Source organism: Pseudomonas lurida, assembly GCF_013522705.1.
Classification (GTDB): domain Bacteria; phylum Pseudomonadota; class Gammaproteobacteria; order Pseudomonadales; family Pseudomonadaceae; genus Aquipseudomonas; species Aquipseudomonas quebecensis.
On sequence record NZ_JAAMRE010000003.1, the window covers coordinates 26,420 to 52,185 of the forward strand.

The 25,766-nt window shown below is 60.3% G+C and carries 23 protein-coding genes; 10 read left to right on the plus strand and 13 right to left on the minus strand.

All coding sequences use genetic code 11. The annotated features are described in order from the left end of the window. Window positions 1-177: 177 nt before the first annotated feature. From aceA to G7025_RS03485, 9 genes are all read right to left on the minus strand, one after another. Complete coding sequence (aceA, locus tag G7025_RS03445) at window positions 178-1,503, minus strand: isocitrate lyase (RefSeq protein ID WP_003174717.1); 1,326 nt, start codon at window positions 1,501-1,503, stop codon at window positions 178-180. Window positions 1,504-2,009: 506 nt separating this feature from the next. Then, a complete protein-coding gene (locus G7025_RS03450; RefSeq protein WP_181076619.1) occupies window positions 2,010-2,747 on the minus strand; it encodes a secretin N-terminal domain-containing protein in 738 nt (245 codons plus the stop codon). Window positions 2,748-2,963: 216 nt separating this feature from the next. Further along, window positions 2,964-3,386, minus strand: coding sequence for a GNAT family N-acetyltransferase (locus G7025_RS03455; protein WP_181076620.1), 423 nt, complete (start codon window positions 3,384-3,386; stop codon window positions 2,964-2,966). Beyond that, window positions 3,379-4,545 (minus strand): ribosomal protein uL16 3-hydroxylase, encoded by a 1,167-nt coding sequence (locus G7025_RS03460; RefSeq protein ID WP_181076622.1) that lies wholly within the window; start codon window positions 4,543-4,545, stop codon window positions 3,379-3,381. Before G7025_RS03460 ends, G7025_RS03455 begins: the two co-directional genes overlap by 8 nt. Before the next feature lie 83 nt (window positions 4,546-4,628). Continuing rightward, window positions 4,629-5,999: an adenylosuccinate lyase gene (purB, locus tag G7025_RS03465; protein ID WP_007940861.1), complete on the minus strand. Its 1,371-nt coding sequence runs from the start codon at window positions 5,997-5,999 to the stop codon at window positions 4,629-4,631. Window positions 6,000-6,124: 125 nt separating this feature from the next. Then, on the minus strand, window positions 6,125-6,748 hold the full coding sequence (hflD, locus tag G7025_RS03470; protein ID WP_181076623.1) for a high frequency lysogenization protein HflD: 624 nt from the start codon (window positions 6,746-6,748) through the stop codon (window positions 6,125-6,127). Then, complete coding sequence (gene mnmA / locus G7025_RS03475) at window positions 6,745-7,869, minus strand: tRNA 2-thiouridine(34) synthase MnmA (RefSeq protein WP_181076625.1); 1,125 nt, start codon at window positions 7,867-7,869, stop codon at window positions 6,745-6,747. The genes hflD and mnmA overlap by 4 nt, the downstream gene beginning before the upstream one ends. A gap of 59 nt (window positions 7,870-7,928) precedes the next feature. After that, entirely contained in the window at window positions 7,929-8,375 is a 447-nt protein-coding gene (locus tag G7025_RS03480) for an NUDIX hydrolase (protein WP_181076626.1), read from the minus strand. 160 nt (window positions 8,376-8,535) lie between these two features. Further along, the gene (locus G7025_RS03485; protein WP_181076628.1) at window positions 8,536-10,761 is read right to left on the minus strand and encodes an NADP-dependent isocitrate dehydrogenase; all 2,226 of its coding nucleotides are present in this window, start codon (window positions 10,759-10,761) and stop codon (window positions 8,536-8,538) included. Between the two features lie 493 nt (window positions 10,762-11,254). Between G7025_RS03485 and icd the strand changes: the two genes are divergently transcribed. After that, the gene (gene icd / locus G7025_RS03490; RefSeq protein WP_181076630.1) at window positions 11,255-12,511 is read left to right on the plus strand and encodes an NADP-dependent isocitrate dehydrogenase; all 1,257 of its coding nucleotides are present in this window, start codon (window positions 11,255-11,257) and stop codon (window positions 12,509-12,511) included. 75 nt (window positions 12,512-12,586) lie between these two features. On the opposite strand, the gene cspD is transcribed toward icd, so the two are convergent. Then, a complete protein-coding gene (gene cspD, locus G7025_RS03495; protein ID WP_181076631.1) occupies window positions 12,587-12,892 on the minus strand; it encodes a cold shock domain-containing protein CspD in 306 nt (101 codons plus the stop codon). 224 nt (window positions 12,893-13,116) lie between these two features. On the opposite strand from cspD, the gene clpS reads away from it, so the two are divergent. Both clpS and clpA read left to right on the plus strand, forming a co-directional pair. Beyond that, window positions 13,117-13,485: an ATP-dependent Clp protease adapter ClpS gene (gene clpS, locus G7025_RS03500; RefSeq protein WP_010567912.1), complete on the plus strand. Its 369-nt coding sequence runs from the start codon at window positions 13,117-13,119 to the stop codon at window positions 13,483-13,485. A gap of 29 nt (window positions 13,486-13,514) precedes the next feature. Beyond that, window positions 13,515-15,785 carry an ATP-dependent Clp protease ATP-binding subunit ClpA gene (gene clpA / locus G7025_RS03505; RefSeq protein WP_181076633.1) on the plus strand — a complete coding sequence of 757 codons (2,271 nt, stop codon included), beginning with the start codon at window positions 13,515-13,517 and terminating at the stop codon, window positions 15,783-15,785. 176 nt (window positions 15,786-15,961) lie between these two features. On the opposite strand, the gene infA is transcribed toward clpA, so the two are convergent. From infA to aat, 3 genes are all read right to left on the minus strand, one after another. Next, the gene (gene infA, locus G7025_RS03510) at window positions 15,962-16,180 is read right to left on the minus strand and encodes a translation initiation factor IF-1 (RefSeq protein WP_002553999.1); all 219 of its coding nucleotides are present in this window, start codon (window positions 16,178-16,180) and stop codon (window positions 15,962-15,964) included. Between the two features lie 100 nt (window positions 16,181-16,280). After that, window positions 16,281-16,988 (minus strand): arginyltransferase, encoded by a 708-nt coding sequence (locus G7025_RS03515; protein ID WP_181076635.1) that lies wholly within the window; start codon window positions 16,986-16,988, stop codon window positions 16,281-16,283. A 56-nt stretch (window positions 16,989-17,044) separates the two neighbouring features. Then, window positions 17,045-17,725, minus strand: coding sequence for a leucyl/phenylalanyl-tRNA--protein transferase (gene aat / locus G7025_RS03520; RefSeq protein WP_181076636.1), 681 nt, complete (start codon window positions 17,723-17,725; stop codon window positions 17,045-17,047). Window positions 17,726-17,976: 251 nt separating this feature from the next. Here aat and G7025_RS03525 point away from each other — a divergent pair, with 251 nt between their 5' ends. Genes G7025_RS03525 through cysG form a run of 7 tightly spaced genes read left to right on the plus strand, consistent with a single transcriptional unit; the run spans window position 17,977 to window position 25,723 of the window. Then, complete coding sequence (locus G7025_RS03525; RefSeq protein WP_181076638.1) at window positions 17,977-18,249, plus strand: hypothetical protein; 273 nt, start codon at window positions 17,977-17,979, stop codon at window positions 18,247-18,249. Beyond that, window positions 18,224-20,629 (plus strand): DNA translocase FtsK, encoded by a 2,406-nt coding sequence (locus G7025_RS03530; protein WP_181076639.1) that lies wholly within the window; start codon window positions 18,224-18,226, stop codon window positions 20,627-20,629. Before G7025_RS03525 ends, G7025_RS03530 begins: the two co-directional genes overlap by 26 nt. Window positions 20,630-20,683: 54 nt before the next feature. Further along, window positions 20,684-21,307, plus strand: a complete 624-nt coding sequence (lolA, locus tag G7025_RS03535) for an outer membrane lipoprotein chaperone LolA (RefSeq protein WP_181076641.1) — start codon at window positions 20,684-20,686, stop codon at window positions 21,305-21,307. 27 nt (window positions 21,308-21,334) lie between these two features. After that, on the plus strand, window positions 21,335-22,657 hold the full coding sequence (locus tag G7025_RS03540; RefSeq protein WP_181076643.1) for a replication-associated recombination protein A: 1,323 nt from the start codon (window positions 21,335-21,337) through the stop codon (window positions 22,655-22,657). After that, on the plus strand, window positions 22,657-23,031 hold the full coding sequence (gene crcB / locus G7025_RS03545) for a fluoride efflux transporter CrcB (RefSeq protein ID WP_034120232.1): 375 nt from the start codon (window positions 22,657-22,659) through the stop codon (window positions 23,029-23,031). Before G7025_RS03540 ends, crcB begins: the two co-directional genes overlap by 1 nt. 16 nt (window positions 23,032-23,047) lie before the next feature. Beyond that, window positions 23,048-24,328: a serine--tRNA ligase gene (gene serS, locus G7025_RS03550; RefSeq protein WP_181076644.1), complete on the plus strand. Its 1,281-nt coding sequence runs from the start codon at window positions 23,048-23,050 to the stop codon at window positions 24,326-24,328. After that, window positions 24,329-25,723 (plus strand): siroheme synthase CysG, encoded by a 1,395-nt coding sequence (gene cysG, locus G7025_RS03555; RefSeq protein ID WP_181076646.1) that lies wholly within the window; start codon window positions 24,329-24,331, stop codon window positions 25,721-25,723. Window positions 25,724-25,766 lie beyond the last annotated feature (43 nt).

The following is a 25,766-nucleotide window of genomic DNA, read 5'->3' on the forward strand; positions in this document are numbered from 1 at the left end:
TGGATCAAGGTTTTGCACAAAATCTTCAGGTTGCAGGGTTCCTCCCACATTGGGCCCTTATTGAATCGGTGAGATGTATATCGGCAAAAAAACGCCCCGAACCAGTCGGGGCGTCAGATCGTGCGGCACTGCGGTTAGCTTTTTAACGGGTCCGCGGTGGCCGTGTACTTGGATCGATCAGTGGAACTGCTCTTCTTCAGTCGAACCGGTCAGCGCCGTCACGGACGAGGTGCCGCCCTGGATCACGGTGGTCATGTCGTCGAAGTAGCCGGTGCCCACTTCCTGCTGGTGCGCGACGAAGGTGTAACCCTTGGCGGCGTCAGCGAATTCCTGCTCCTGCAGTTTCACGTAGGCGGTCATGTCGTTGCGGGCGTAGTCGTGCGCCAGGTTGAACATGCTGTGCCACATGTTGTGAATGCCGGCCAGGGTAATGAACTGGTGTTTGTAGCCCATGGCCGACAGTTCGCGCTGGAACTTGGCGATGGTCGCGTCGTCCAGGTTTTTCTTCCAGTTGAAGGAAGGCGAGCAGTTGTAGGACAGCAGTTGGTCCGGGTATTCCTTCTTGATTGCTTCGGCAAAGCGACGGGCTTCGTCCAGATCCGGCTTGGCGGTTTCGCACCAGATCAAGTCGGCATACGGCGCGTAGGCCAGGCCGCGGGCGATGGCTTGATCCAGGCCTGCGCGAACTTTGTAGAAGCCTTCCTGGGTGCGTTCGCCAGTGACGAACGGCTGGTCGTACGGGTCGCAGTCCGAGGTCAGCAGGTCGGCGGCGTTGGCGTCGGTGCGGGCCAGGATAATGGTCGGCGTGCCGGCGACGTCAGCTGCCAGGCGCGCGGCGGTGAGCTTCTGCACGGCTTCCTGGGTCGGTACCAGTACCTTGCCCCCCATGTGGCCGCATTTTTTTACCGACGCCAGTTGGTCTTCGAAGTGCACGCCGGCAGCGCCTGCCTCGATCATGCTTTTCATCAGCTCGTAGGCGTTCAGCACGCCACCAAAGCCGGCTTCGGCGTCAGCCACGATCGGTGCGAAGTAGTCGATGTAGCCTTCGTCGCCCGGGTTCTTGCCGGCTTTCCACTGGATCTGGTCGGCGCGGCGGAACGAGTTGTTGATGCGCTTGACCACGGTCGGCACGGAGTCCACCGGGTACAGCGATTGGTCGGGGTACATGGATTCGGCGGAGTTGTTGTCCGCCGCCACTTGCCAGCCGGACAGGTAGATTGCCTGGATACCGGCTTTTACCTGTTGGACTGCCTGGCCGCCAGTAAGGGCGCCCATGCAGTTGACGAAATCTTTATCGGGGCGGAAGGATGGCTTGGCACCTTGGGTAACCAGGTTCCACAGCTTCTCGGCGCCGAGTTTTGCAAAGGTATGCTCAGGTTGAACCGAGCCGCGCAGGCGGACGACGTCAGCAGCGGAATAAGCGCGGGTCACGCCTTTCCAGCGTGGGTTTTCAGCCCAGTCTTTTTCAAGGGCTGCAATTTGCTGTTCGCGTGTCAGTGCCATGGGGAAAAACCTCGTCGCGTCTTGTGGAAAATCTACTGGGTTGAACATTCCGTTGGCCAGCCACTGTAGCCAGTGCGTGGTCATGGCTGCTCGCTGATCAGAAGCGTAGGCAGTCAGGTCAGGTTCGACGGGGTGGGCGACGGGTTGAACGATGGGCTCAAGGGGGAGTTGAGCAGGTAAGGGCAGACTGCGAACGGTCTTCGGGCGTCGTGGGCCTTTGTACGATCCATCAGTGTGTAGCCGGGTTACCTGGTTAGCTTCCGTCCCTCGGGACAACTTCGTTCCAGTCGCAACCTCGTCAAACACGCCTTGTGGGCGGTACAGACACGAATCGGCTCGGGTGGGTAACTTGGAGCGACGATCCGAAGGCCCTTGCCAGGGCCCCTGATTAGCGGGAGCGAGGCCATCATGCCCAGGCTTTTTTGGATCGTCAAATGTTTTGTAGTGCTTTTTTTCAGGCACTACATCTTTAGTCTTATACGACTCATCAGTCAGTTTTTGGTGCTTCAGTTCAGGGTGTCGACCTTGACCCGCAATGTCAGGTCATCCCGGCCCTGAGTAGAGTAGCTGCGGGTCGTGGACGTTTTATCGGCTTGAGTCTGGCGGTTGATGCCAGCGAGCGGGATCCACTCACCCAGGCGCCCGCTGACACTTGTGTCGGTGCTCTGCACGTTCACTACATCGGGACGTTCCTGGCTCATGCGGTCACGGTTGGTACTGATCGCCAGGTGTACGGTGTCGCCGGTGACGCTGGCGGTGACATAGAACCCTTGGGTGACGTTGCGATACTGGGTCTGGTTTTGCAGGCGCCCGTAGCTGTCTTGCGAGGTGGTAGTCAGCGGCAAGCTCTGGCCGACCTGGATCAGCGCGGGCACGCCTTCGCTGGCCTGGATCTGCTGAATGCCGCCCTCGCGGCTGACGGTGCCGTAGTTGATGATGCGGGTCTGGCTGTCGCCAGTGTCCTGTAGGTTGCTTTCATTGGTATCGACGGTAATCAGCAGGCGCTTGGCCGGTGTATCCAGTTGGGAGAGCAGGGTGCGCAGGCCCTCGATCTTCCCAGGGGCAGCGTTAACGATCAGCTGGTTGCCGTAGGCACTGACAGTGCCGTCCTTGCCGATAAAGTTCTGCGCCACCGGTAGCAGGTCGGCACTGGTGCGGTTGCTCAGGTTGACGACTGCGGTGTCGGCGCTGGCCGAGACGCTGACGGTCAGGAGGAGGGCGGTGAGCAGGGTGCGTAGGGACATGTCCGTTATCTCTGCGAGTCAATTAGACGTGATAGTGCCAGTTTGTCGGCCTGGCCGGTCGCATATTGAATCGTAGACGGCAAAATGCCCCGCATGGCGGGGCATTGCTGGTGTGGCTGAAATAGCTATCGGGGGCAAGCCCCTCCCACATGTTGACCCTGTACATTTCAAATGTGGGAGGGGGCTTGCCCCCGATGGCAGCGACACGGTCTCGAATCAGGCGCCGCGCACCATATCGACATGAGGAATCCCGACTTCCAGGAATTCATCACTGACGATCTCAAAGCCCAGCCGCTCATAGAACGGCGCGGCATACACCTGGGCACTGAGGAATTGCCTGGTCTGGCCGCGTTTTTCAGCGGCTTCGATCACGGCCTCCATCAGCTTGTCGCCCACCTTCAGCCCGCGCCAGTCCTTGAGCACCGATACACGACCGATCTCGCCGCTGGGCAGCAGGCGCGCGGTGCCGATCGGGAAGTCGCCTTCGAACGCCAGGAAATGCATGGCCTCTGCGTCGTCCGCGTCCCACTCCAGCTCAGGTGGAACCGACTGCTCAGCAATAAACACTGCTTCACGAATGCGCCGAATCTCAGCGATATCCTTATGCCAGTTCGCGACACTTACGTGAATTCTATTCATCGGCAAATCCCAGGCTTCCTTGCTTGACCAATTCGCACAGCAAGTCGCGACCGTCTTCGTCCGCCAGCCACGGGCCGAGGTTCTCGGCATGCAGGGCGTCGGCAGAGCAAATCATTTTCAACAGTTCGCGCAACTTGCCCGGCAGGTAACGACTCTGGCCGCTGGCGAACAGCAGCACGTCATCGTCCACTTCCGACCAGGCCATGCGCGCGCTTGGGTTGCGCACCAGGATCGCGCCGTCCTGCAGGCTGGCGACAAAGTCTTCTTCGCCCAGCTCTTCGCCGGCCACCAGTTCCGGATAGCGCGGTTCGGTCATGAATTGGCCGAACCAGGTCAGCAGCATTCGCTCATCGCTCATGTGCTCGGCCAGCAGGCTTTTGAGGCGGTCGAGGGCGTCGCTCTGGATCTGGTGCGGGTCGCTGACCGGCTGCGCGTCGGCATCGGTGTAACGTTCTTCGTCGGTCAGGTACTGGGCGAGGAAGTCGGTGAAGTGAGTCAGCACTTCGGCAGCGCTCGGTGCACGGAAGCCGACCGAGTAGGTCATGCAGTCATCTTCGGCGATGCCGTAGTGCGCCAGGCGCGGCGGCAGGTAGAGCATGTCGCCCGGTTCCAGCACCCACTCGGCGCTTTCTTCGAATTCGGCCAGGATGCGCAGGTCGGCGTGTTGCAGCAGCGGGCTCTCGGAGCTGCACATCTGGCCGATCTTCCAGTTGCGCTTGCCCTGGGCCTGCAGCAGGAACACATCGTAGTTATCGAAGTGCGGGCCGACACTGCCCCCAGGCGCGGCAAAGCTGATCATCACATCGTCGATGCGCCAGCTTGGCAGGAAGCGGAACTGCTCAAGCAGCTCGGCCACTTCCGGTACGAACTGGTCGACCGCTTGCACCAGTAGGGTCCATTCGCGCTCGGGCAGTGTGCTGAAGGCGTCTTCGGCAAACGGACCACGGCGCAGTTCCCACGGACGCTCACCATGTTCGATCACCAGGCGTGATTCGACTTCCTCCTCCAAGGCCAGGCCGGCCAGTTCGTCGGCGTCGATCGGGCTTTCGAAGTCAGGGATGGCCTGACGGATCAGCAGCGGCTTTTTCTGCCAGTAATCGCGCAGGAATTCCCGTGCCGTGATGCCGCCCAGAAGTTGAAGAGGAATATCAGGATTCATGTGTAACCTATTGAAAAAAAGCACTTTTCAGACTGGAATAAAAACGCCCGGCGCGGCCGGGCGTCTCAAGGGTCTTGCTTGGATCAGATGCGCTTGGCCTGGGCCACGGCATTGCCGATGTAGTTGGCCGGGGTGAGCAATTTAAGCTCGGCCTTGGCCGCGGCCGGCATGTCCAGGCCGTCGATGAAAGTCTGCAGCGCTTCAGGGCTGATGCCCTTGCCGCGCGTCAATTCTTTGAGTTTCTCGTACGGGTTTTCGATGTTGTAGCGGCGCATCACGGTCTGGATCGGTTCGGCCAGTACTTCCCAGCACGCATCCAGGTCAGCGGCGATCTTCTGCTCGTTGAGCTCCAGTTTGCTGATGCCTTTGAGGCTGGCTTCATACGCGATCACGCTGTGGGCAAAGCCCACGCCGAGGTTGCGCAGCACGGTGGAGTCAGTCAGGTCGCGCTGCCAGCGGGAGATCGGCAACTTGCTGGCCAGGTGCTGGAACAGGGCGTTGGCGATGCCGAGGTTGCCTTCGGAGTTTTCGAAGTCGATCGGGTTGACCTTGTGCGGCATGGTCGACGAACCGATTTCACCGGCAATGGTGCGCTGCTTGAAGTAGCCCAGGGAGATGTAGCCCCAGATATCGCGATCGAAGTCGATCAGGATGGTGTTGAAGCGCGCGATGGCGTCGAACAGCTCGGCGATATAGTCGTGCGGTTCGATCTGCGTGGTGTACGGGTTGAAGCCCAGGCCCAGTTCGTCTTCGATAAAGGCGCGGGCGTTGGCTTCCCAGTCGATCTCCGGGTAAGCCGACAGGTGGGCGTTGTAGTTGCCCACCGCGCCGTTGATCTTGCCCAGCAATGGCACGGCGGCCACTTGCGCGATCTGGCGCTCCAGGCGGTACACCACGTTGGCCAGCTCTTTACCCAGGGTGGTCGGCGAGGCCGGTTGGCCGTGGGTGCGCGACAGCATCGGTACGTCGGCGAAACGGATCGCCAGCTCGCGGATGGCGTTGGCGGTCTGGCGCATCAGCGGCAGCATCACGTCGTCACGGCCTTCGCGCAGCATCAGGGCGTGGGACAGGTTGTTGATGTCCTCGCTGGTGCAGGCAAAGTGGATGAACTCGCTGACCTTGGCCAGTTCCGGCAGCTTGGCCGCTTGCTCTTTGAGCAGGTATTCGATGGCTTTGACGTCGTGGTTGGTGGTGCGCTCGATCTCTTTCACACGCTCGGCGTGCTCCAGGGAGAAGTTCTCCGCCAGGGTATTGAGCACGGCGTTGGCTTCGGCGGAAAACGCCGGCACTTCGCTGATGGCGGGGTGAGCGGCCAGGCGCTGGAGCCAGCGCACTTCAACCAGAACGCGGGCGCGGATCAGGCCGTACTCGCTGAAAATAGGGCGCAGGGCCTGGGTTTTGCCGGCGTAGCGGCCGTCAACAGGGGAAACCGCAGTGAGCGAAGAAAGCTGCATGGGGTGTTCTCGGACAGTCGGGCAACGAAATGGGGCGCGTATCATACATGAAAAAATCCGCCGGTCCGTCGCCAACTGACCGGCGTATTACGCGTAACGGCGTGAAAACAGCCTGCTGCTGCGACTTATTCGTTGCGCATCAACGGGTAAAGCTCTTTGAGCAATTTGCGACGGCTGATGACCAGCTGCCAACGGTGACCGCCCAGCTGGCGCCACAGTCGCGCCGAACGAATACCGGCCAGCAACAGGGCGCGGATCTTCGACGCGTTGTTCGGTTGCTGCAGGTTGCGCATGTCGCCATGCACCTGGATGCGTTGGCGCAGGGTGCTCAAGGTGTCCTGGTACAGCGCACCACAGGCGGCGATCACGTTTTCGTGGGCCGGGCCGAAGTGCTCCACCTGGGACTGGATTTGTGGCAGACGCTTGCCGATGGTCTCCAGCATGTCCTCGCGCTTGGCCAATTGGCGCTCCAGACCGAGCATCGACAGGGCGTAGCGCAGTGGCTCGCGCTGCAAGGTGCTGGGGTCGCGTTCCAGGGCGCCGATCAGTGCGCGGTAACCTTCGCGCAGCGCCAGGTCATCACCGCCGTAAACTTCCAGGGTGTCCTTGGGGTCGCGGATCAGCAGGCTGCAGAGCATGCAGGTCAGGCCCGCCTCGGTGACCTGGCCGGTCTTGGCGATTTTGTCCACCAGCACGGCGGCCAGAAATACCCCGCCCAATGCCGTCAATTGCTCCTGGGTCGGGCTCATGCCGGGTTGCTCCAGGGTTCGGCGACTTCGATCACGCCACCGCCCAGGCACACCTCGCCGTCATAGAACACCACGGACTGGCCGGGAGTAACGGCGCGCTGCGGGTCATCGAAGGTGGCGCGGTAGCCGTTGGCGGTCTTTTCCAGGGTGCAGGGCTGGTCGCTCTGGCGATAGCGCACCTTGGCGGTCAGGCGGCGTGGGGTACTGAGGTCAATCGGGTTGACCCAGTAGATCTCCGAGGCCAGCAGGGCGCCGGAAAACAGCAACGGGTGCTCGTTGCCCTGGCCGACGATCAGCACGTTGTGTTCCAAGTCCTTGACCAGCACGTACCACGGCTCTTCGCCAGCGTCCTTGAGGCCGCCGATGCCCAGGCCCTGGCGCTGGCCGATGGTGTGGTACATCAGGCCATGATGACGGCCGATGACCTCTCCCTCGGTGGTCTTGATCTCGCCCGGTTGCGCCGGCAGGTACTGCTTGAGGAAGTCACTGAAGCGGCGCTCGCCGATAAAACAGATCCCGGTGGAGTCCTTTTTCTTGGCGGTAGCCAGGCCGTGCTGCTCGGCAATCCTGCGCACTTCCGGCTTTTCCAGCTCGCCCACCGGGAACAGAGTCTTGGCGATCTGTTCACCGCCGACGGCGTGCAGGAAGTAGCTCTGGTCCTTGTTTGGGTCCAGGCCCTTGAGCAGTTCCGTGCGGCCATCGATATCGCGGCGGCGCACGTAGTGGCCAGTGGCGATCAGGTCCGCGCCGAGGATCATGGCGTAGTCGAGGAACGCCTTGAACTTGATTTCGCGGTTGCACAGGATGTCCGGGTTCGGCGTGCGTCCAGCCTTGTATTCGGCCAGGAAGTGCTCGAACACGTTGTCCCAGTACTCGGCCGCGAAGTTGGCGGTGTGCAGCTTGATGCCGATCTTGTCGCACACGGCCTGGGCGTCCGCGAGGTCGTCCATGGCGGTGCAATATTCCGTTCCATCGTCTTCTTCCCAGTTCTTCATGAACAGGCCTTCCACCTCATAACCCTGCTCCATGAGCAGAACGGCGGAAACGGAAGAATCCACGCCGCCGGACATGCCGACGATGACGCGCTTCTTTTGTGTGTCAGAAGGGGCTGGATCACGCATAGGGTTTCAACGGGTGTCTTGAAAAAGGACGCGATTCTAGCAGGCCTGGGCCCGCAAGGCTAAAGAGAAGGGCGGATCAATTCCAGGCTGTGCCGCTGGCCGGCCAGATAATCATCGATGCAGCGGATAATCAGCTCGCTGCGCCAGGCGTCGCGCAGGCCCATCAGTTCGTCGCGGGTCAGCCAGCGGGCGCGGAGGATGCCGTCGTCGAGTTGATAGTCCGGGTGGTGTTTCAAGGCGTTGGCAATGAAGCAGACCCGTTGATAAGTCACGCCATTACTGGGGGCGGTGTACAGGTAGATGCCGACGATACCGGTCGCTTCCACGTCCCAACCGGTTTCCTCAAGGGTTTCGCGTACGGCGGCTTCGGTTAGCGTTTCATGCGGGTCGAGGTGACCGGCAGGCTGATTGAGTACGGCGCGCCCGCCCTTGAGTTCTTCGACCATCAGGAACTTGCCGTTGTCTTCGACGATGGTGGCGACGGTGATGTGGGGTTGCCAGGTCATGGTGTGCCTCTTGATTCAGGGGGCGGTGCGTTCTTGGATCTGGATTACAGTCAATGTGGGAAGGGGCAAGCCCCCCCCATATTTGATCCGGTTTCCTGAGTTGAGCGCTGGAAACAGAAACCCCGGCACGGGGCCGGGGTTTCTTTGCATCCTTACAACCTTACTTCAACTTGGCAATCGCCGCGTTAAAGGTATTGCTTGGGCGCATGGCCTTGCTGGTCAACTCCGGGTTCGGTGCGTAGTAGCCACCGATGTCCACTGGCTTGCCCTGTACGGCATTGAGCTCGGCGACGATGGTCGCCTCGTTCGCAGCCAGGGTCTTGGCCAGTTCGCCGAACTGCGCTTGCAGCGCTGTGTCTTCAGACTGAGCGGCCAGGGCCTGGGCCCAGTACAGCGCCAGGTAGAAGTGGCTGCCGCGGTTGTCGATGTTGCCGACTTTGCGCGATGGCGACTTGTTGTTGTCCAGGAACTGACCGGTGGCCTGGTCCAGGGTCTTGGACAGTACCAGGGCCTTGGGGTTGTTGTACGTCACACCCAAGTGCTCGAGGGATGCAGCCAGGGCCAGGAATTCACCCAGGGAATCCCAGCGCAGGAAGTTCTCTTCCAGCAGTTGCTGTACGTGCTTGGGTGCCGAGCCGCCGGCGCCGGTTTCGAACAGGCCGCCGCCGTTCATCAGCGGCACGATCGACAGCATCTTGGCGCTGGTGCCCAGTTCCATGATCGGGAACAGGTCGGTCAGGTAGTCGCGCAATACGTTACCGGTCACGGAGATGGTGTCCAGGCCCTTGCGGGTACGCTCCAGGGTGAACTTCATCGCGTCGACCGGCGACATGATGCGGATGTCCAAACCTTCGGTGTTGTGGTCTTTCAGGTAGGCCTGAACTTTCTCGACCACCACGCCGTCGTGGGCGCGCTTGGGGTCCAGCCAGAAAATGGCCGGGGTGTTGCTGGCGCGGGCGCGGTTGACGGCGAGCTTGACCCAGTCCTGGATCGGCGCGTCTTTGGTCTGGCACATGCGGAAGATGTCGCCGGCTTCGACGGTTTGCTCCATCAGCAGGTTGCCCTTGCTGTCGGTGACGCGGACCACACCGTCAGCCTTGATCTGGAACGTCTTGTCGTGGGAGCCGTACTCTTCGGCTTTCTTGGCCATCAGGCCAACGTTCGGAACGCTGCCCATGGTGGTTGGATCGAACGCGCCATTGGCCTTGCAGTCTTCGATGACGGCTTGGTAGATGGTGGCGTAGCAGCGATCCGGAATCACGGCCTTGGTGTCGTGCAGTTGACCGTCGGTGCCCCACATTTTGCCGGAGTCACGGATCATGGCCGGCATCGAGGCGTCGACGATGACGTCGCTCGGCACATGCAGGTTGGTGATGCCTTTGTCGGAGTTGACCATCGCCAGGGAAGGGCGAGCGGCGTAGACAGCCTGGATGTCGGCTTCGATCTGCGCTTGCTGGTCGGCCGGCAGGGCCTTGATGCGGGCGTACAGGTCGCCGATGCCGTTGTTCAGGTTAAAGCCGATCTGTTCCAGCACGGCAGCGTGCTTGGTCAGCGCTTCTTTATAGAACTCGGCAACGATCTGGCCGAACATGATCGGGTCGGAGACCTTCATCATGGTGGCCTTCAGGTGTACCGACAGCAATACGCCTTGTTTCTTGGCGTCTTCGATCTCGGCGGCGATGAACGCACGCAGGGCGTTTTTGCTCAGCACTGCGCTGTCGAGGATTTCGCCGGCTTGTACCGAGGTCTTTTCCTTCAGCACAGTTGCGGTGCCATCTTTGGCAATCAGCTCGATCTTGACTGCGTCGGCGGCTTCGATCTGTACGGCTTTCTCGCTGCCGTAGAAGTCACCATTGCTCATGTGGGCAACGTGGGACTTGGAGTCTGCCGCCCAGGCGCCCATTTTGTGCGGGTGCTTGCGCGCATAGTTCTTGACCGACAATGGCGCACGGCGGTCGGAGTTGCCTTCGCGCAGTACCGGGTTCACGGCGCTGCCCTTGACCTTGTCGTAACGGGCACGGGTTTCTTTTTCCGCGTCGGTGGTTACGGTTTCCGGGTAGTCCGGGAGGGCGTAGCCCTGGGCCTGCAATTCCTTGATCGCCGCCTGCAATTGAGGGGTCGAAGCACTGATGTTAGGCAGTTTGATGATGTTGGCTTCAGGGGTTACGGCCAGGTCGCCCAGTTCGGCGAGGTGGTCCGGCACGGCCTTGGTACCCAGTTGCTCGGGGAAGCTTGCGAGGATGCGCCCGGCGAGGGAAATGTCGCGGGTTTCCACGGCAATATCAGCGGAAGCGGTGAAAGCCTCTACGATAGGCAGCAGTGAATAGGTGGCGAGGGCGGGGGCTTCGTCGGTGAAGGTGTAGATGATCTTCGAGCGGGTGGGCATATTCGGATTAACTCTCTTCTTTGCTGAAAGCGTGCGCAGAAACTCGAGATGCGCCGGGTGGAGCGCGTTCGTTCAAAGTCATCCATGAGCGAAATGTCGAGGTTTCTTCGCGGTGATGTTGGGTTGCATCAGTCGAGCGTCAAGCGGGTGGACTATTGTAATAGTCCTGCTTTCTGGCGGAGGGCCCGGTTCCAGAGCGGTCTGCCGGCGTGACTCTTGGGTCAGCGGCGGCATTATACATAGGTCGCTATGCTTACGCTGAGCCTTCATACAAAAGGTGGGTCGTCCATTGGTCTAAAGGTCGCAGGTACCGGGTTACGCCTAAAGTCGCACGTTGTGCTCAAAATTGGCGTTTTTCCCTTTGCTTTCAGGCTTGTAGGCGACAATTTATGCTGTTTTCGATGCAAATGAGCATGGCGCTAGGTTTCAGTCGTCATTTATCTGGAGTAGGCTCGAACGCAGCCAGATGTTCAATCCATAGATGGAGTTCAGCATGGGATACAAGAAGATTCAGGTTCCGGCAGTCGGCGACAAAATCACCGTCAACGCAGACCATTCTCTCAATGTTCCTGACCACCCGATCATCCCGTTCATCGAAGGTGACGGTATTGGCGTCGACATCAGCCCGGTGATGATAAAGGTGGTCGACGCAGCGGTTGCCAAGGCTTATGGCGGCAAGCGCAAGATTTCCTGGATGGAAGTCTACGCCGGCGAAAAAGCCACGCAGGTTTACGACCAGGACACCTGGCTGCCTCAGGAAACCCTGGACGCGGTCAAGGATTACGTAGTGTCCATCAAGGGCCCGCTGACCACGCCGGTTGGCGGCGGTATCCGTTCGTTGAACGTTGCCTTGCGCCAGCAACTCGATCTGTATGTTTGCCTGCGCCCCGTGCGTTGGTTCGAAGGCGTGCCTAGCCCGGTGAAAAAGCCTGGTGACGTGGACATGACCATCTTCCGTGAAAACTCCGAAGATATTTACGCCGGTATTGAGTGGAAAGCCGGTTCGCCTGAAGCGATCAAGGTGATCAAGTTCCTCAAGGAGGAAATGGGCGTCACCAAGATCCGTTTCGACCAGGACTGCGGGATTGGCGTCAAGCCGGTGTCCAAGGAAGGCACTCAGCGTCTGGCGCGTAAAGCCCTGCAATATGTGGTGGATAACGATCGTGATTCGCTGACCATCGTGCACAAAGGCAACATCATGAAGTTCACCGAAGGGGCCTTCAAAGAGTGGGCCTATGAAGTGGCCGCGCAGGAGTTTGGCGCGACCTTGCTGGACGGCGGGCCTTGGATGCAGTTCAAGAACCCGAAAACCGGCAAGAATGTGGTGGTCAAGGATGCGATTGCCGACGCCATGCTCCAGCAGATCCTGCTGCGGCCGGCGGAATATGATGTGATCGCCACCCTTAACCTAAATGGCGACTACCTGTCCGATGCCCTCGCGGCGGAAGTCGGCGGCATCGGTATTGCGCCGGGCGCCAATCTGTCCGACACCGTCGCCATGTTCGAGGCGACTCACGGCACCGCGCCCAAGTATGCGGGCAAAGACCAGGTTAACCCCGGCTCGCTGATCCTGTCGGCGGAAATGATGCTGCGTCACATGGGCTGGATCGAGGCGGCGGACCTGATTATCAAGGGGACCAATGGCGCGATTTCGGCCAAGACCGTGACCTATGACTTCGAGCGACTGATGGACGGCGCGAAGCTGGTGTCGTCGTCAGGCTTTGGTGATGCGTTGATTTCGCATATGTAAGGCAGGCTAAATAAAACGGCCATTCTGCTGAACCAGAATGGCCGTTTTTTTTGCAGGCTATTTACCCAAATGCGATCAGGCCAGTTGCTTCTTTTCTTTAGAGGATTGATCTTTTTTGGGCTTTTTTTCGTGCGTCGTGTCGTGGGCCGTCCCGGGCGCCGCCGCGCAGGCCGCACAAATTTCAACGGCATGCAGTCCCTTTGGCCCCTGAATGATTTCGAACTCCACACTTTGGCCTGCTTTCAGCGTCTTGTAGCCGTCCATGGTGATCGCTGAATAGTGCGCAAAAAGGTCATCGGTTTTACCTTCTTCATTAATAAAGCCATATCCCTTGGCGTTATTGAACCACTTGACCTTGCCTTTGATCTTGCTGCCAGACATAACCCATTTCCTTCTGCACCAGACTCCATCACTGGAGTATCATCCAGTTTATCCGTCCTAACCCGAATAAATAAGGTTGACTGCGCGGACCTTTTTTACCCACTGTGGGTTCTATTGGTTGTAACACCGTTTTGCCGATAGTCAAGGCGACCAGTCGGTCAGAGTTGAAATTCTGACAGGTTGCCCCCACCACTGTATTGAACAACTGACGAACCTTTCTTTCCATGCATGCAATCAGCCAGATTCGACTAACATTCAATCAGGATCGACCGGATCACGAACACGATGACGACGGTTCTGCAGGCATTGCTGTTCAGGAGGCCAAGCCTGCCTTACAGGCGCCGCCGATGTACAAGGTGGTTTTGTTCAACGATGACTACACACCGATGGATTTCGTGGTCGAAGTGCTCGAGGTGTTTTTTAACCTGAACCGCGAGTTGGCGACCAAGGTAATGCTGGCCGTTCATACAGAAGGACGGGCAGTATGTGGAGTGTTTACCCGCGACATCGCCGAGACAAAGGCCATGCAGGTCAACCAGTACGCCAGGGAAAGCCAGCATCCGCTACTCTGTGAAATCGAGAAGGACGGTTAACGCCGACCACTTGGGTATGAGGTGAAGCTATGTTAAACCGCGAGCTCGAAGTCACCCTCAATCTTGCCTTTAAGGAGGCTCGTTCGAAGCGTCATGAATTCATGACCGTCGAGCACCTGCTGCTGGCACTTTTGGATAATGAAGCTGCCGCCACCGTTCTGCGTGCGTGCGGCGCCAACCTCGACAAACTCAAGCATGATCTGCAGGAGTTTATCGACTCCACCACGCCACTGATCCCCGTGCATGACGAGGACCGTGAAACCCAGCCGACCCTGGGTTTTCAGCGGGTATTGCAGCGTGCCGTTTTCCACGTACAGAGCTCCGGTAAGCGTGAAGTCACGGGCGCCAATGTGCTTGTGGCGATCTTCAGCGAACAGGAAAGCCAGGCGGTGTTTCTGCTCAAGCAGCAGAGCGTTGCCCGTATCGATGTGGTCAACTACATCGCCCACGGTATCTCCAAGGTGCCTGGGCACGGCGATCATTCCGAGGGTGAGCAGGATATGCAGGACGACGAGGGCGGCGAGTCTTCTTCTTCGGGCAATCCACTGGATGCCTATGCCAGCAACCTCAATGAACTGGCGCGCCAGGGGCGGATCGATCCGCTGGTGGGGCGTGAGCTTGAAGTCGAGCGCGTAGCGCAGATCCTTGCGCGTCGTCGCAAGAACAACCCGCTGCTGGTCGGCGAGGCCGGCGTGGGTAAAACCGCGATTGCCGAAGGCCTGGCCAAGCGTATCGTCGACAATCAGGTGCCGGACCTGCTGGCCAGCAGTGTCGTATATTCCCTCGATCTGGGTGCCTTGCTTGCCGGTACCAAATACCGTGGCGATTTCGAGAAGCGCTTCAAGGCGTTGCTGGGCGAGTTGAAAAAACGCCCACAAGCGATCCTGTTCATCGATGAGATTCACACCATCATCGGTGCCGGCGCAGCTTCCGGCGGGGTCATGGATGCGTCCAACCTGCTCAAGCCGTTGCTGTCGTCGGGTGATATCCGTTGCATCGGCTCCACCACGTTCCAGGAGTTTCGCGGGATTTTCGAGAAGGATCGCGCCCTGGCGCGGCGCTTCCAGAAAGTCGATGTGTCCGAACCTTCGGTTGAAGACACGATCGGCATCCTGCGTGGCCTGAAGGGCCGCTTCGAGGCGCACCATGGCATCGAGTACACCGATGAAGCGCTGCGCTCGGCCGCGGAGTTGGCGTCGCGCTACATCAACGACCGTCACATGCCTGACAAGGCGATTGACGTAATCGATGAGGCGGGTGCTTACCAGCGTCTCCAGCCAGCCGAGAAGCGCGTGAAGCGCATTGATGTGCCGCAGGTCGAAGATATCGTGGCGAAAATTGCGCGGATTCCGCCAAAACACGTCACCAGCTCGGACAAGGAGCTGCTGCGTAACCTGGAGCGCGACCTCAAGCTGACCGTGTTCGGTCAGGATGCGGCCATCGATTCGCTGTCCACGGCTATCAAGCTGTCGCGCGCGGGCCTCAAGTCGCCGGACAAGCCTGTCGGCTCGTTCCTGTTCGCCGGTCCTACCGGCGTCGGCAAGACCGAGGCGGCGCGGCAATTGGCCAAGGCCATGGGTATCGAGCTGGTTCGCTTCGATATGTCCGAGTACATGGAGCGCCATACCGTGTCACGCCTGATTGGTGCGCCTCCTGGTTATGTGGGCTTCGATCAGGGCGGTCTGCTCACCGAGGCGATCACCAAGCAGCCTCACTGCGTATTGCTGCTCGATGAAATCGAGAAGGCACACCCGGAAGTCTTCAACCTGCTGCTGCAAGTGATGGATCACGGGACCCTGACCGACAACAACGGGCGCAAGGCGGATTTCCGCAACGTGATCGTGATCATGACCACCAACGCCGGTGCCGAGACGGCCGCGCGGGCTTCGATTGGCTTCAGCCATCAGGATCACTCTTCCGATGCGATGGAAGTGATCAAGAAGAGCTTTACACCGGAGTTCCGCAACCGTCTGGACACTATCATCCAGTTTGGTCGCCTCAGTCATGAGGTTATCAAGAGCGTGGTGGACAAGTTCCTTACCGAGCTCCAGGCGCAGTTGGAAGACAAGCGCGTACAGCTCGATGTCACGGAAGCGGCGCGCAGTTGGATCGCCGAAGGTGGCTACGATGCGGCAATGGGCGCCCGCCCAATGGCGCGTTTGATCCAGGACAAGATCAAGCGGCCACTGGCCGAGGAGATCCTGTTTGGCGAGCTGTCCGACCATGGTGGCGTGGTGCATATCGACCTGAAGGATGGTGAGCTGACCTTCGAGTTCGAGACCACCGCTGAAATGGCCTGATCGTACCGCACCCATGCAAAAGGCGTCGAAAGGCGCCTTTTTGCTGTGTGGAAATTCGATTGCCAGACCAATGAAGATCCAGTGTGGGAGAGAGCTCGCCGCGGAGCCCCTTCGATGTTTGAAAAATCATGCACACAAAAACGCCCGGCATAACCGGGCGTTTTGTATTGACTTGCTTAGCGAGCGCGGTAAGTGATGCGCCCTTTGCTCAAGTCATAGGGCGTCAGCTCGACGCGCACTTTGTCACCGGTAAGAATACGAATGTAGTTCTTGCGCATCTTGCCGGAGATATGCGCGGTTACGACGTGCCCATTTTCCAACTCCACACGAAACATGGTGTTGGGCAGGGTGTCGACGACAGTGCCTTCCATTTCGAAGCTGTCTTCTTTCGACATGCAGTAAAGCCCTCGGTATCCAGTGAATGGCCCGGTGCAACTGCGCCAGGCAAAAGCGGCGTGCATTGTGCCCGAAAAAGGGTGTTTAAGCCAAGGGGTTCTAGTTAAGCGTGACCCATCTTTGATTAATCAGCAGCTCAATGGGCCGATATTGGGTCTTGTAATTCATTTTTTTGCAGTTTTTGATCCAGTAGCCGAGGTACACCGCCTCCAGTTCCAGGCGCAGCGCTTCGCCGATTTGCCAGAGAATGGCAAAACGCCCCAGGCTGCGGCGCTCCTCGCCGGGTTCGTAGAACGTGTACACCGCCGACAGGCCGTTAGGCAGCAGATCGGTGACCGCCACGGCCAGCAACCGACCACCCGCGCGAAACTCATAGAATCGCGAGAAGGGCAGGTCGCGTACCAGGAACGTGGAAAACTGGTCGCGACTGGGTGGGAACATATCGCCGTCGGCGTGGCGTTGCTCGATATAGCGTTGGTAGAGGTCGAAATACTCTTCAGTGAACCTCGGCCTGGCCGACGTTACTGTCAGGTCGGCATTACGCTTGAGGATGCGTTTCTGGTTGCGGTCCGGCAGGAATTGCCCCACGGGGATCCGGGCCGGAACGCAGGCGTTGCAATTCTGGCAATGGGGCCTGTACAGGTGGTCGCCGCTGCGACGAAAGCCCATTTCCGAAAGATCGGCGTACACATGCACGTCCATGGGCTGGCTGGGGTCGAGGAACAGCGTAGTGGCCTGCTCGTCGGGCAGATAGCTGCAAGAGTGAGCTTGAGTGGCATAAAACTTCAAGCGCGCCAGCTCGGTCATGATCAACCCTCGGGATAAGCTTTGAAATAAGTGTAAGCCAGGTCAGCGCAAGTCGCCTAAGAAAGCCAGGGTCCGGCGTTGGGCTGGTCCAGGTGGTCGCGCAGAAAGCCCGCAAACTCGCTGCGGGAAATGCCGCGTGCACCCAGGCTGTGCAGATGGTCGTTGGGCATCTGGCAGTCGATCAACACAAAGCCCCAGGCCTGCAGTTGCCGTGTGAGGGTCGCAAACCCGAATTTGGAGGCGTTGTCGGCGCGGCTGAACATCGATTCGCCAAAGAACAGTTGGCCCATGGTCAGGCCGTACAGGCCGCCTACCAGCGTGCCGTTGTCCCACACCTCCACTGAATGGGCATGGCCGCGCCTGTGCAGTTCCAGATAGGCGGCCTGGATGCCTTCGGTGATCCAGGTACCATCGGCGTAGGCGCGTGGTGCGGCGCAGGCCTGGATGACGGCGGCAAAATCCTGATCGAAGGTCACGGTGTAACGCTGCTGGCGCAACAGTTTGGCCAGGCTGCGGGACACGTGCAGTTCGTCGGGGAAAATCACGGTACGAGGGTCCGGCGACCACCACAGGATCGGCTGGCCCTCCGAAAACCAGGGGAAGCAGCCGTGGCGATAGGCGTGTATCAGACGCTCGGCCGACAAGTCGCCGCCGGCGGCTAGCAGGCCGTTAGGTTCGCGCATGGCCTTGGCCAGCGGGGGGAAAGTCAGCGAGTCGCGTTGTAACCAGGTCAGCATGGGTATCCAGGCTAGCGAAAGGGGAGGGGAGTGGCAGGCTTGGCACCTGCCGCGCGAGTGCTGATTATTGTCGACGCGGCGCCCTGGGGCCAGCCCGAATCGGCCGTTGGCGTGGATTAGCGTGAGCGGGTGTTTCTGCAACTCTGGGCCGAGGGTGCGGTCGTAAGCGGGGCGGTGACATGCAGGCCTTTTGCCAAGCTGCTTTGGATTGTCGGAAACAGCGCATAAGCCTTTGTCAGCAAAGGCAATGCATGCTCAAATTGAACCCGTCGCAACAGCGTAATCGGCCAGGCCGTCGAGTTGCAGGCAATGGCGTGGCATCGTGGTCACAAACCCGTACAATGCGGCCAGTGTGGCGTTATCGTCGTTTCGCACGGCAAGCACCCGTGCTGAAAGTAATTTTCACCCCGTTGGTTCATTTTTCAGCTGCCCGGATCCGGCAGTATTTTGCAGTCATTCAACAGATGGACGCGCTAAAAGCGCAGGAAAAGACCCGTTTTGAAGAAATCCACCGCGACACCTAAAACAGTCGTGCCGGCCTGGCGTCAGCACCTGCATTATCGTCTCAAGGAAGGTGCGCTGATCGCGATCGGCGCATTGTGCCTGTTCCTGATGATGGCCTTGCTCACCTATGGCAAGGACGATCCGGGCTGGAGCCATAACAGCAAGATCGACGACGTACAGAACTTCGGTGGCCCCGTCGGCTCCTACAGCGCCGATATCCTGTTCATGGTGTTGGGTTACTTCGCCTATATCTTCCCGTTGCTGCTGGCGATCAAGACCTGGCAGATCTTCCGCCAGCGCCACGAGCCGTGGCAGTGGAGCGGCTGGCTGTTTTCCTGGCGGCTGATCGGCCTGGTGTTCCTGGTGCTGTCCGGCGCCGCGCTGGCCCATATCCATTTTCATGCCCCCACCGGTCTGCCGGCGGGCGCGGGCGGTGCCCTGGGTGAAAGCCTGGGCGATCTGGCGCGCAGGACCCTGAATATCCAGGGCAGCACCTTGATGTTTATCGCGCTGTTCCTGTTCGGCCTCACGGTGTTCACCGACCTGTCGTGGTTCAAAGTGATGGACGTGACCGGCAAGATCACCCTTGACCTGCTTGAATTGTTCCAAGGCGCCGCCAATCGCTGGTGGGCGGCCCGGGTCGAGCGCAAACGCATGGTGGCCCAGCTGCGCGAGGTGGATACCCGCGTCAACGAAGTGGTGGCGCCGAGCACGCCGGATCGTCGCGAGCAGGCCAAGGTCAAGGAGCGCCTGATCGAGCGCGAGCAGGCCCTGAGCAAGCACATGTCGGACCGCGAGAAGCAGGTACCGCCGGTCATAGCCCCCGCGCCGCCCAAGGCCCCGGAGCCGAGCCATCGCGTGCAGAAAGAGAAACAGGCCCCGTTGTTTATCGACAGCGCGGTCGAAGGCACCTTGCCACCTATCTCGATTCTCGACGCGGCTGAAAAGAAACAACTCAACTATTCCCCCGAGTCCCTGGCGGCCGTCGGCCATCTGCTGGAGATCAAACTCAAGGAATTCGGCGTCGAAGTGTCGGTCGATTCCATTCACCCAGGCCCCGTGATCACCCGTTACGAAATCCAGCCTGCGGCTGGCGTCAAGGTCAGCCGTATCTCCAACCTGGCCAAAGACCTGGCGCGCTCCCTGGCCGTGACCAGCGTGCGCGTGGTGGAAGTGATTCCCGGCAAGACCACCGTGGGTATCGAGATTCCCAACGAAGACCGCCAGATCGTGCGCTTTTCCGAGGTGCTGTCGACGCCGGAGTACGACAACTTCAAGTCGCCGGTCACCCTGGCCCTGGGGCACGACATCGGCGGCAAACCGGTCATCACCGATTTGGCGAAAATGCCGCACCTGCTGGTGGCCGGTACCACCGGTTCCGGTAAGTCGGTGGGCGTGAACGCGATGATCCTGTCGATTCTGTTCAAGTCCGGCCCGGAAGACGCCAAACTGATCATGATTGACCCCAAGATGCTTGAGCTGTCGATCTATGAAGGCATCCCGCATTTGCTCTGCCCAGTGGTCACCGACATGAAGGACGCCGCCAATGCGCTGCGCTGGAGCGTGGCCGAGATGGAGCGACGCTACAAGCTGATGGCGAAGATGGGCGTGCGTAACCTGTCGGGCTTCAACGCCAAGGTCAAGGAAGCCCAGGACGCCGGCACGCCGCTGACCGACCCGCTGTACAAACGCGAAAGCATTCACGACGAAGCGCCGCTGCTGACCAAGCTGCCGACTATCGTCGTGGTAGTGGACGAATTCGCCGACATGATGATGATCGTCGGCAAGAAGGTCGAAGAACTGATCGCACGTATCGCCCAGAAGGCTCGTGCCGCCGGTATCCACTTGATCCTTGCGACACAACGTCCATCGGTGGATGTCATCACCGGTCTGATCAAGGCCAACATCCCGACGCGCATGGCGTTCCAGGTGTCGAGCAAGATCGACTCGCGGACCATCATCGACCAGGGCGGCGCCGAACAGCTGCTCGGCCACGGTGACATGCTTTACATGCCGCCGGGCACCAGCCTGCCGATCCGCGTACACGGCGCCTTCGTTTCCGACGATGAAGTCCATCGCGTGGTGGAAGCCTGGAAACTGCGCGGCGCGCCGGAATACAACGACGACATCCTCGCGGGCGTTGAAGAGGCTGGCAGCGGCTTCGACGGCGGCAGCAGCGGTGGCGACGATGACGCCGAGACCGACGCGCTGTACGACGAAGCCGTGGCATTCGTGCTGGAAAGTCGCCGTGCCTCGATTTCCGCCGTGCAGCGCAAGTTGAAGATCGGCTATAACCGCGCCGCCCGTATGATCGAAGCCATGGAAAACGCCGGTGTCGTCACCGCGATGAACACCAACGGCTCGCGCGAAGTCATTGCCCCCGGGCAGATGCGCGACTGACTACGTGCCGCATGGCAGCATGCGGCATGCCCTAACGACTCAATGAGGACTCCCATGCGCTTTATTCGCATGCTGTTGTTGCCGGCCCTGGCCCTGACTGCTGTTTCGGCGCATGCCGACCCGGCTTCCGTCACCAGCTTGAAGAATCTGTTGGACAAATCCCAGACCCTTACCGCGCGCTTCTCCCAGTTGACCCTGGATGCCGGCGGTACCCAGTTGCAGCAGACCGAAGGTGAAATGGCCGTGCAGCGCCCAGGCCTGTTCTATTGGCACACCGAAGGCAAGTCCGAGCAGACCATTGTGTCCGACGGCCAGAAGGTCACGCTGTGGGACCCGGACCTGGAGCAGGCAACCATCAAGAAGCTCGACCCGCGCCTGAACCAGACCCCGGCGCTGCTGCTGTCGGGCGATGTGTCGAAAATCAACGACAGCTTCGACATCACCTCCAAGCAGACCAGCAACGTGATCGAGTTCACCCTCAAGCCGAAATCCAAGGACACGCTGTTTGACACATTGTCCCTGTCGTTCGGCAACGGCGTGATCAATAACATGCGCCTGGTCGACAGCGTCGGCCAGCGCACCGATATCCTGTTCAGCGGGGTCAAGGCCAACCAGCCGGTACCTGCGTCCAAGTTCAAGTTCGACATCCCCAAGGGTGCCGACGTGATCCAGGAATAAACTGCCCAGAGGTTTCAAACGCTGCCCATGGACCTGTTTCGAAGTGACCCGATTGCCCAGCCCCTGGCCGCGCGCCTGCGCTCGACCAACCTGGATGAGTACGTCGGTCAGGAACACCTGCTCGCGCGCGGCAAGCCCCTGCGCGAGGCGCTGGAACAGGGTGCGTTGCACTCGATGATTTTCTGGGGGCCGCCGGGGGTGGGTAAAACCACCCTGGCGCGTCTGCTGGCGAAAGTCTCGGACGCGCACTTCGAAACGGTCTCGGCGGTGCTGGCTGGGGTCAAGGAGATCCGCCAGGCCGTCGAAGTCGCCAAGCAGCAGGCCGGCCAATACGGCAAGCGCACCATTCTGTTCGTCGACGAAGTGCACCGCTTCAACAAATCGCAGCAAGATGCGTTTTTGCCGTATGTCGAAGACGGCACCCTGATTTTTATCGGCGCCACCACCGAAAACCCCTCGTTTGAACTCAACAACGCCTTGCTCTCGCGTGCACGGGTCTATGTGCTCAAGAGCCTGGATGAAGCGGCCATGCAGAAGCTGCTGCACCGGGCCTTGAGCGAAGACAAAGGCCTGGGCAAGCGCCAACTGAGCGTCAGCGACGAAGGCTTCAAAATCCTGCTCAGCGCCGCCGACGGCGATGGCCGACGTTTTCTCAACCTGTTGGAAAACGCGTCGGACCTGGCCGAAGACGGCAGCGAGATCGGCGTCGACCTCCTGCAAAGCCTGCTCGGCGACACCCGTCGCCGTTTCGACAAGGGCGGCGAAGCGTTCTACGACCAGATTTCAGCGCTGCACAAATCCGTGCGCGGCTCCAACCCGGACGGCGCGTTGTACTGGTTCGCGCGCATGATCGACGGGGGCTGCGACCCCCTGTACCTGGCGCGTCGCGTGGTACGCATGGCCAGCGAAGACATCGGCAACGCCGACCCGCGAGCCTTGAGCCTGTGTCTGGCGGCGTGGGATGTGCAGGAGCGCCTCGGCAGCCCGGAAGGCGAGTTGGCCGTGGCCCAGGCCATCACCTATCTGGCCTGCGCACCCAAAAGCAACGCGGTGTACATGGGCTTCAAGTCCGCCCTGCGTGCGGCCGCCGAGTACGGTTCCCTGGAAGTGCCGCTGCACCTGCGCAATGCGCCGACCAAGTTGATGAAGCAACTGGGCTACGGTGACGAATACCGCTACGCCCACGATGAACCGGACGCCTACGCGGCCGGCGAAGACTACTTTCCCGATGCTCTGGAGCCCCAGCCGTTCTACCAGCCGGTGCCTCGCGGCCTGGAGTTGAAGATCGGCGAAAAGCTCAACCATCTCGCGCAACTCGATCGCCTCAGCCCCAAACAGCGGAGAAAGTAGTGCTCAAGACAATTCTTGCCGTGTCCGTGGCCGGCATCGCTGGTACATTATTGCGTTTCGCCACCAGCACCTGGGTCAGCGCCAACTGGCCGAAGCATTTTTATGCGGCGACCCTGGCGGTCAATCTGGTGGGCTGTTTGATTATCGGGCTGTTGTACGGCTGGTTTCTGTTGCGCCCGGAAGTGCCGATTGAGATTCGCGCCGGCTTGATTGTCGGCTTTGTAGGCGGTCTGACGACCTTTTCATCCTTTTCACTGGATACGCTGCGCCTGCTGGAAAGCGGGCAGGCCCTGGTCGCCTTCGGGTACCTGGGCATCAGCGTGTTCGGCGGGCTGCTCGCCACCTGGGCCGGCCTGTCCTTGACCAAACTTTGATAAACGAGAGACCGACATGCTCGATTCCAAACTGTTACGTAGCAACCTTCAGGACGTAGCGGACCGCCTGGCTTCCCGTGGCTTTGCCCTGGATGTCGCGCGCATCGAAGCGCTGGAAGAACAGCGCAAGACCGTCCAGACCCGCACCGAAGCACTGCAGGCTGAGCGGAATGCGCGTTCCAAATCCATCGGTCAGGCCAAGCAGCGCGGTGAAGACATCGCGCCGTTGATGGCGGACGTCGAGCGCATGGGCACCGAGCTGTCCGACGGCAAGGCCGAACTGGACAAGATCCAGTCCGAGCTGGATCAGATCCTGTTGGGTATCCCTAACCTGCCGGACGCCTCGGTACCGGTCGGCGAAGACGAAGACGGTAACGTCGAAGTGCGCCGCTGGGGCACGCCCAAAGCCTTTGATTTCGAGATCAAGGACCACGTCGCTCTGGGCGAATTGAGCGGTGGCCTGGATTTCGAGACCGCCGCCAAGCTGTCCGGCGCGCGCTTTGCCTTGCTGCGCGGCCCGATCGCGCGCCTGCATCGTGCCCTGGCGCAGTTCATGATCAACCTGCACACCGGCGAGCACGGTTACGAAGAAGCCTATACGCCTTACCTGGTTCAGGCGCCGGCGCTGCAGGGCACCGGCCAGTTGCCGAAGTTCGAGGAAGAGCTGTTCAAGATCAGTCGCGACGGCGAAGCCGACTTTTATCTGATTCCGACCGCTGAAGTGTCGCTGACCAATATCGTCGCCGGCGAGATTCTCGACGCCAAGCAACTGCCGATCAAATTTGTCGCCCACACCCCGTGCTTTCGCAGTGAAGCCGGCGCCTCGGGCCGTGACACCCGCGGCATGATCCGCCAGCACCAGTTCGACAAAGTCGAGATGGTGCAGGTGGTCGAGCCGTCCAAGTCCATGGAAGCCCTGGAAGGCCTGACCGCCAACGCCGAGCGCGTTCTGCAGCTGCTTGAATTGCCGTATCGCGTACTGGCGCTGTGCACTGGCGACATGGGTTTCAGCGCCGTGAAGACCTACGACCTCGAAGTGTGGGTGCCAAGCCAGGACAAGTACCGCGAGATTTCCTCGTGCTCCAACTGCGGTGATTTCCAGGCGCGTCGCATGCAGGCGCGTTTCCGCAACCCGGAGACCGGCAAGCCGGAGCTGGTGCACACCCTCAACGGTTCGGGCCTGGCCGTCGGCCGTACCCTGGTCGCCGTGCTGGAAAACTACCAGCAGGCCGACGGTTCGATCCGCGTGCCCGAGGTGCTCAAGCCGTACATGGCGGGCGTCGAGGTTATCGGCTAAATGGAATTTCTGCCGCTGTTTCACAACCTGCGCGGTAGCCGGGTGCTGGTGGTCGGTGGTGGGGAAATTGCCTTGCGCAAATCCCGGCTGCTGGCCGATGCCGGCGCCGTGCTGCGGGTGGTTGCTCCCCAGATCGAAGACCAGTTGCGCGTGCTGGTGCAGGGCAGTGGCGGGGACCTGGTTTTGCGCGGTTATCAGGAGGCCGACCTGGATGGTTGCACCCTGATTATCGCCGCGACGGACGATGAACCGCTGAATGCGCAAGTATCCAGCGACGCCAAGCGTCGGTGCGTGCCGGTCAATGTGGTGGATGCACCGGCCTTGTGCAGTGTGATCTTTCCGGCAATTGTCGACCGTTCGCCCCTGGTGATCGCGGTGTCCAGTGGCGGCGACGCGCCGGTGTTGGCGCGACTCATCCGGGCCAAACTGGAAACCTGGATTCCGTCCACCTATGGCCAGTTGGCCGGGTTGGCCGCGCGCTTCAGGGCCCAGGTCAAAGGCCTGTACCCGGATGTGCAGCAGCGTCGTGCGTTCTGGGAAGAAGTTTTCCAGGGGCCGATTGCCGACCGTCAACTGGCCGGGCAGGGCGACGAGGCAGAGCGCCTGTTGGTCGAGAAGGTCAACGGTGCGCCGCCCCATGCGCCGGGTGAGGTCTACCTGGTGGGTGCCGGTCCGGGTGATCCCGACCTGCTTACGTTTCGCGCCTTGCGCCTGATGCAGCAGGCCGACGTGGTGCTCTACGACCGCCTGGTCGCCCCGGCGATCCTGGAGTTGTGCCGTCGTGACGCCGAGCGCGTGTATGTCGGCAAGCGGCGCGCCGAGCATGCGGTGCCGCAGGACCAGATCAACCAGCAATTGGTGGACCTGGCCAGGCAAGGCAAGCGCGTGTTGCGTCTTAAAGGGGGCGATCCGTTCATCTTTGGCCGTGGCGGCGAGGAAATCGAGGAGCTGGCCGCCCATGGGATCCCGTTCCAAGTGGTACCGGGCATCACTGCGGCCAGCGGCTGCGCGGCCTATGCCGGTATTCCGTTGACCCACCGCGACTACGCGCAATCCGTGCGTTTTATCACCGGACACTTGAAGAATGGCACCTCTGACCTGCCCTGGCAGGACCTGGTAGGGCCTTCGCAAACGCTGGTGTTCTATATGGGCTTGATTGGCTTGCCGATCATTTGCGAACAGCTGATCCGGCATGGTCGTGCGCCGGACACGCCGGCGGCGTTGATCCAGCAGGGCACCACGTCCAACCAGCGCGTGTTCACCGGCACCCTGGCGGACTTGCCGCGCATGGTGGCGGAGCATGAAGTACATGCGCCGACACTGGTAATCGTGGGTGAGGTGGTGGTGCTGCGTGAGAAACTGAAGTGGTTTGAAGGCGCCCAGTCTCAGGTCTGAGCCTGAAGCGCTATCACCCTGTGGAAGGGGGCTTGCCCCCCGA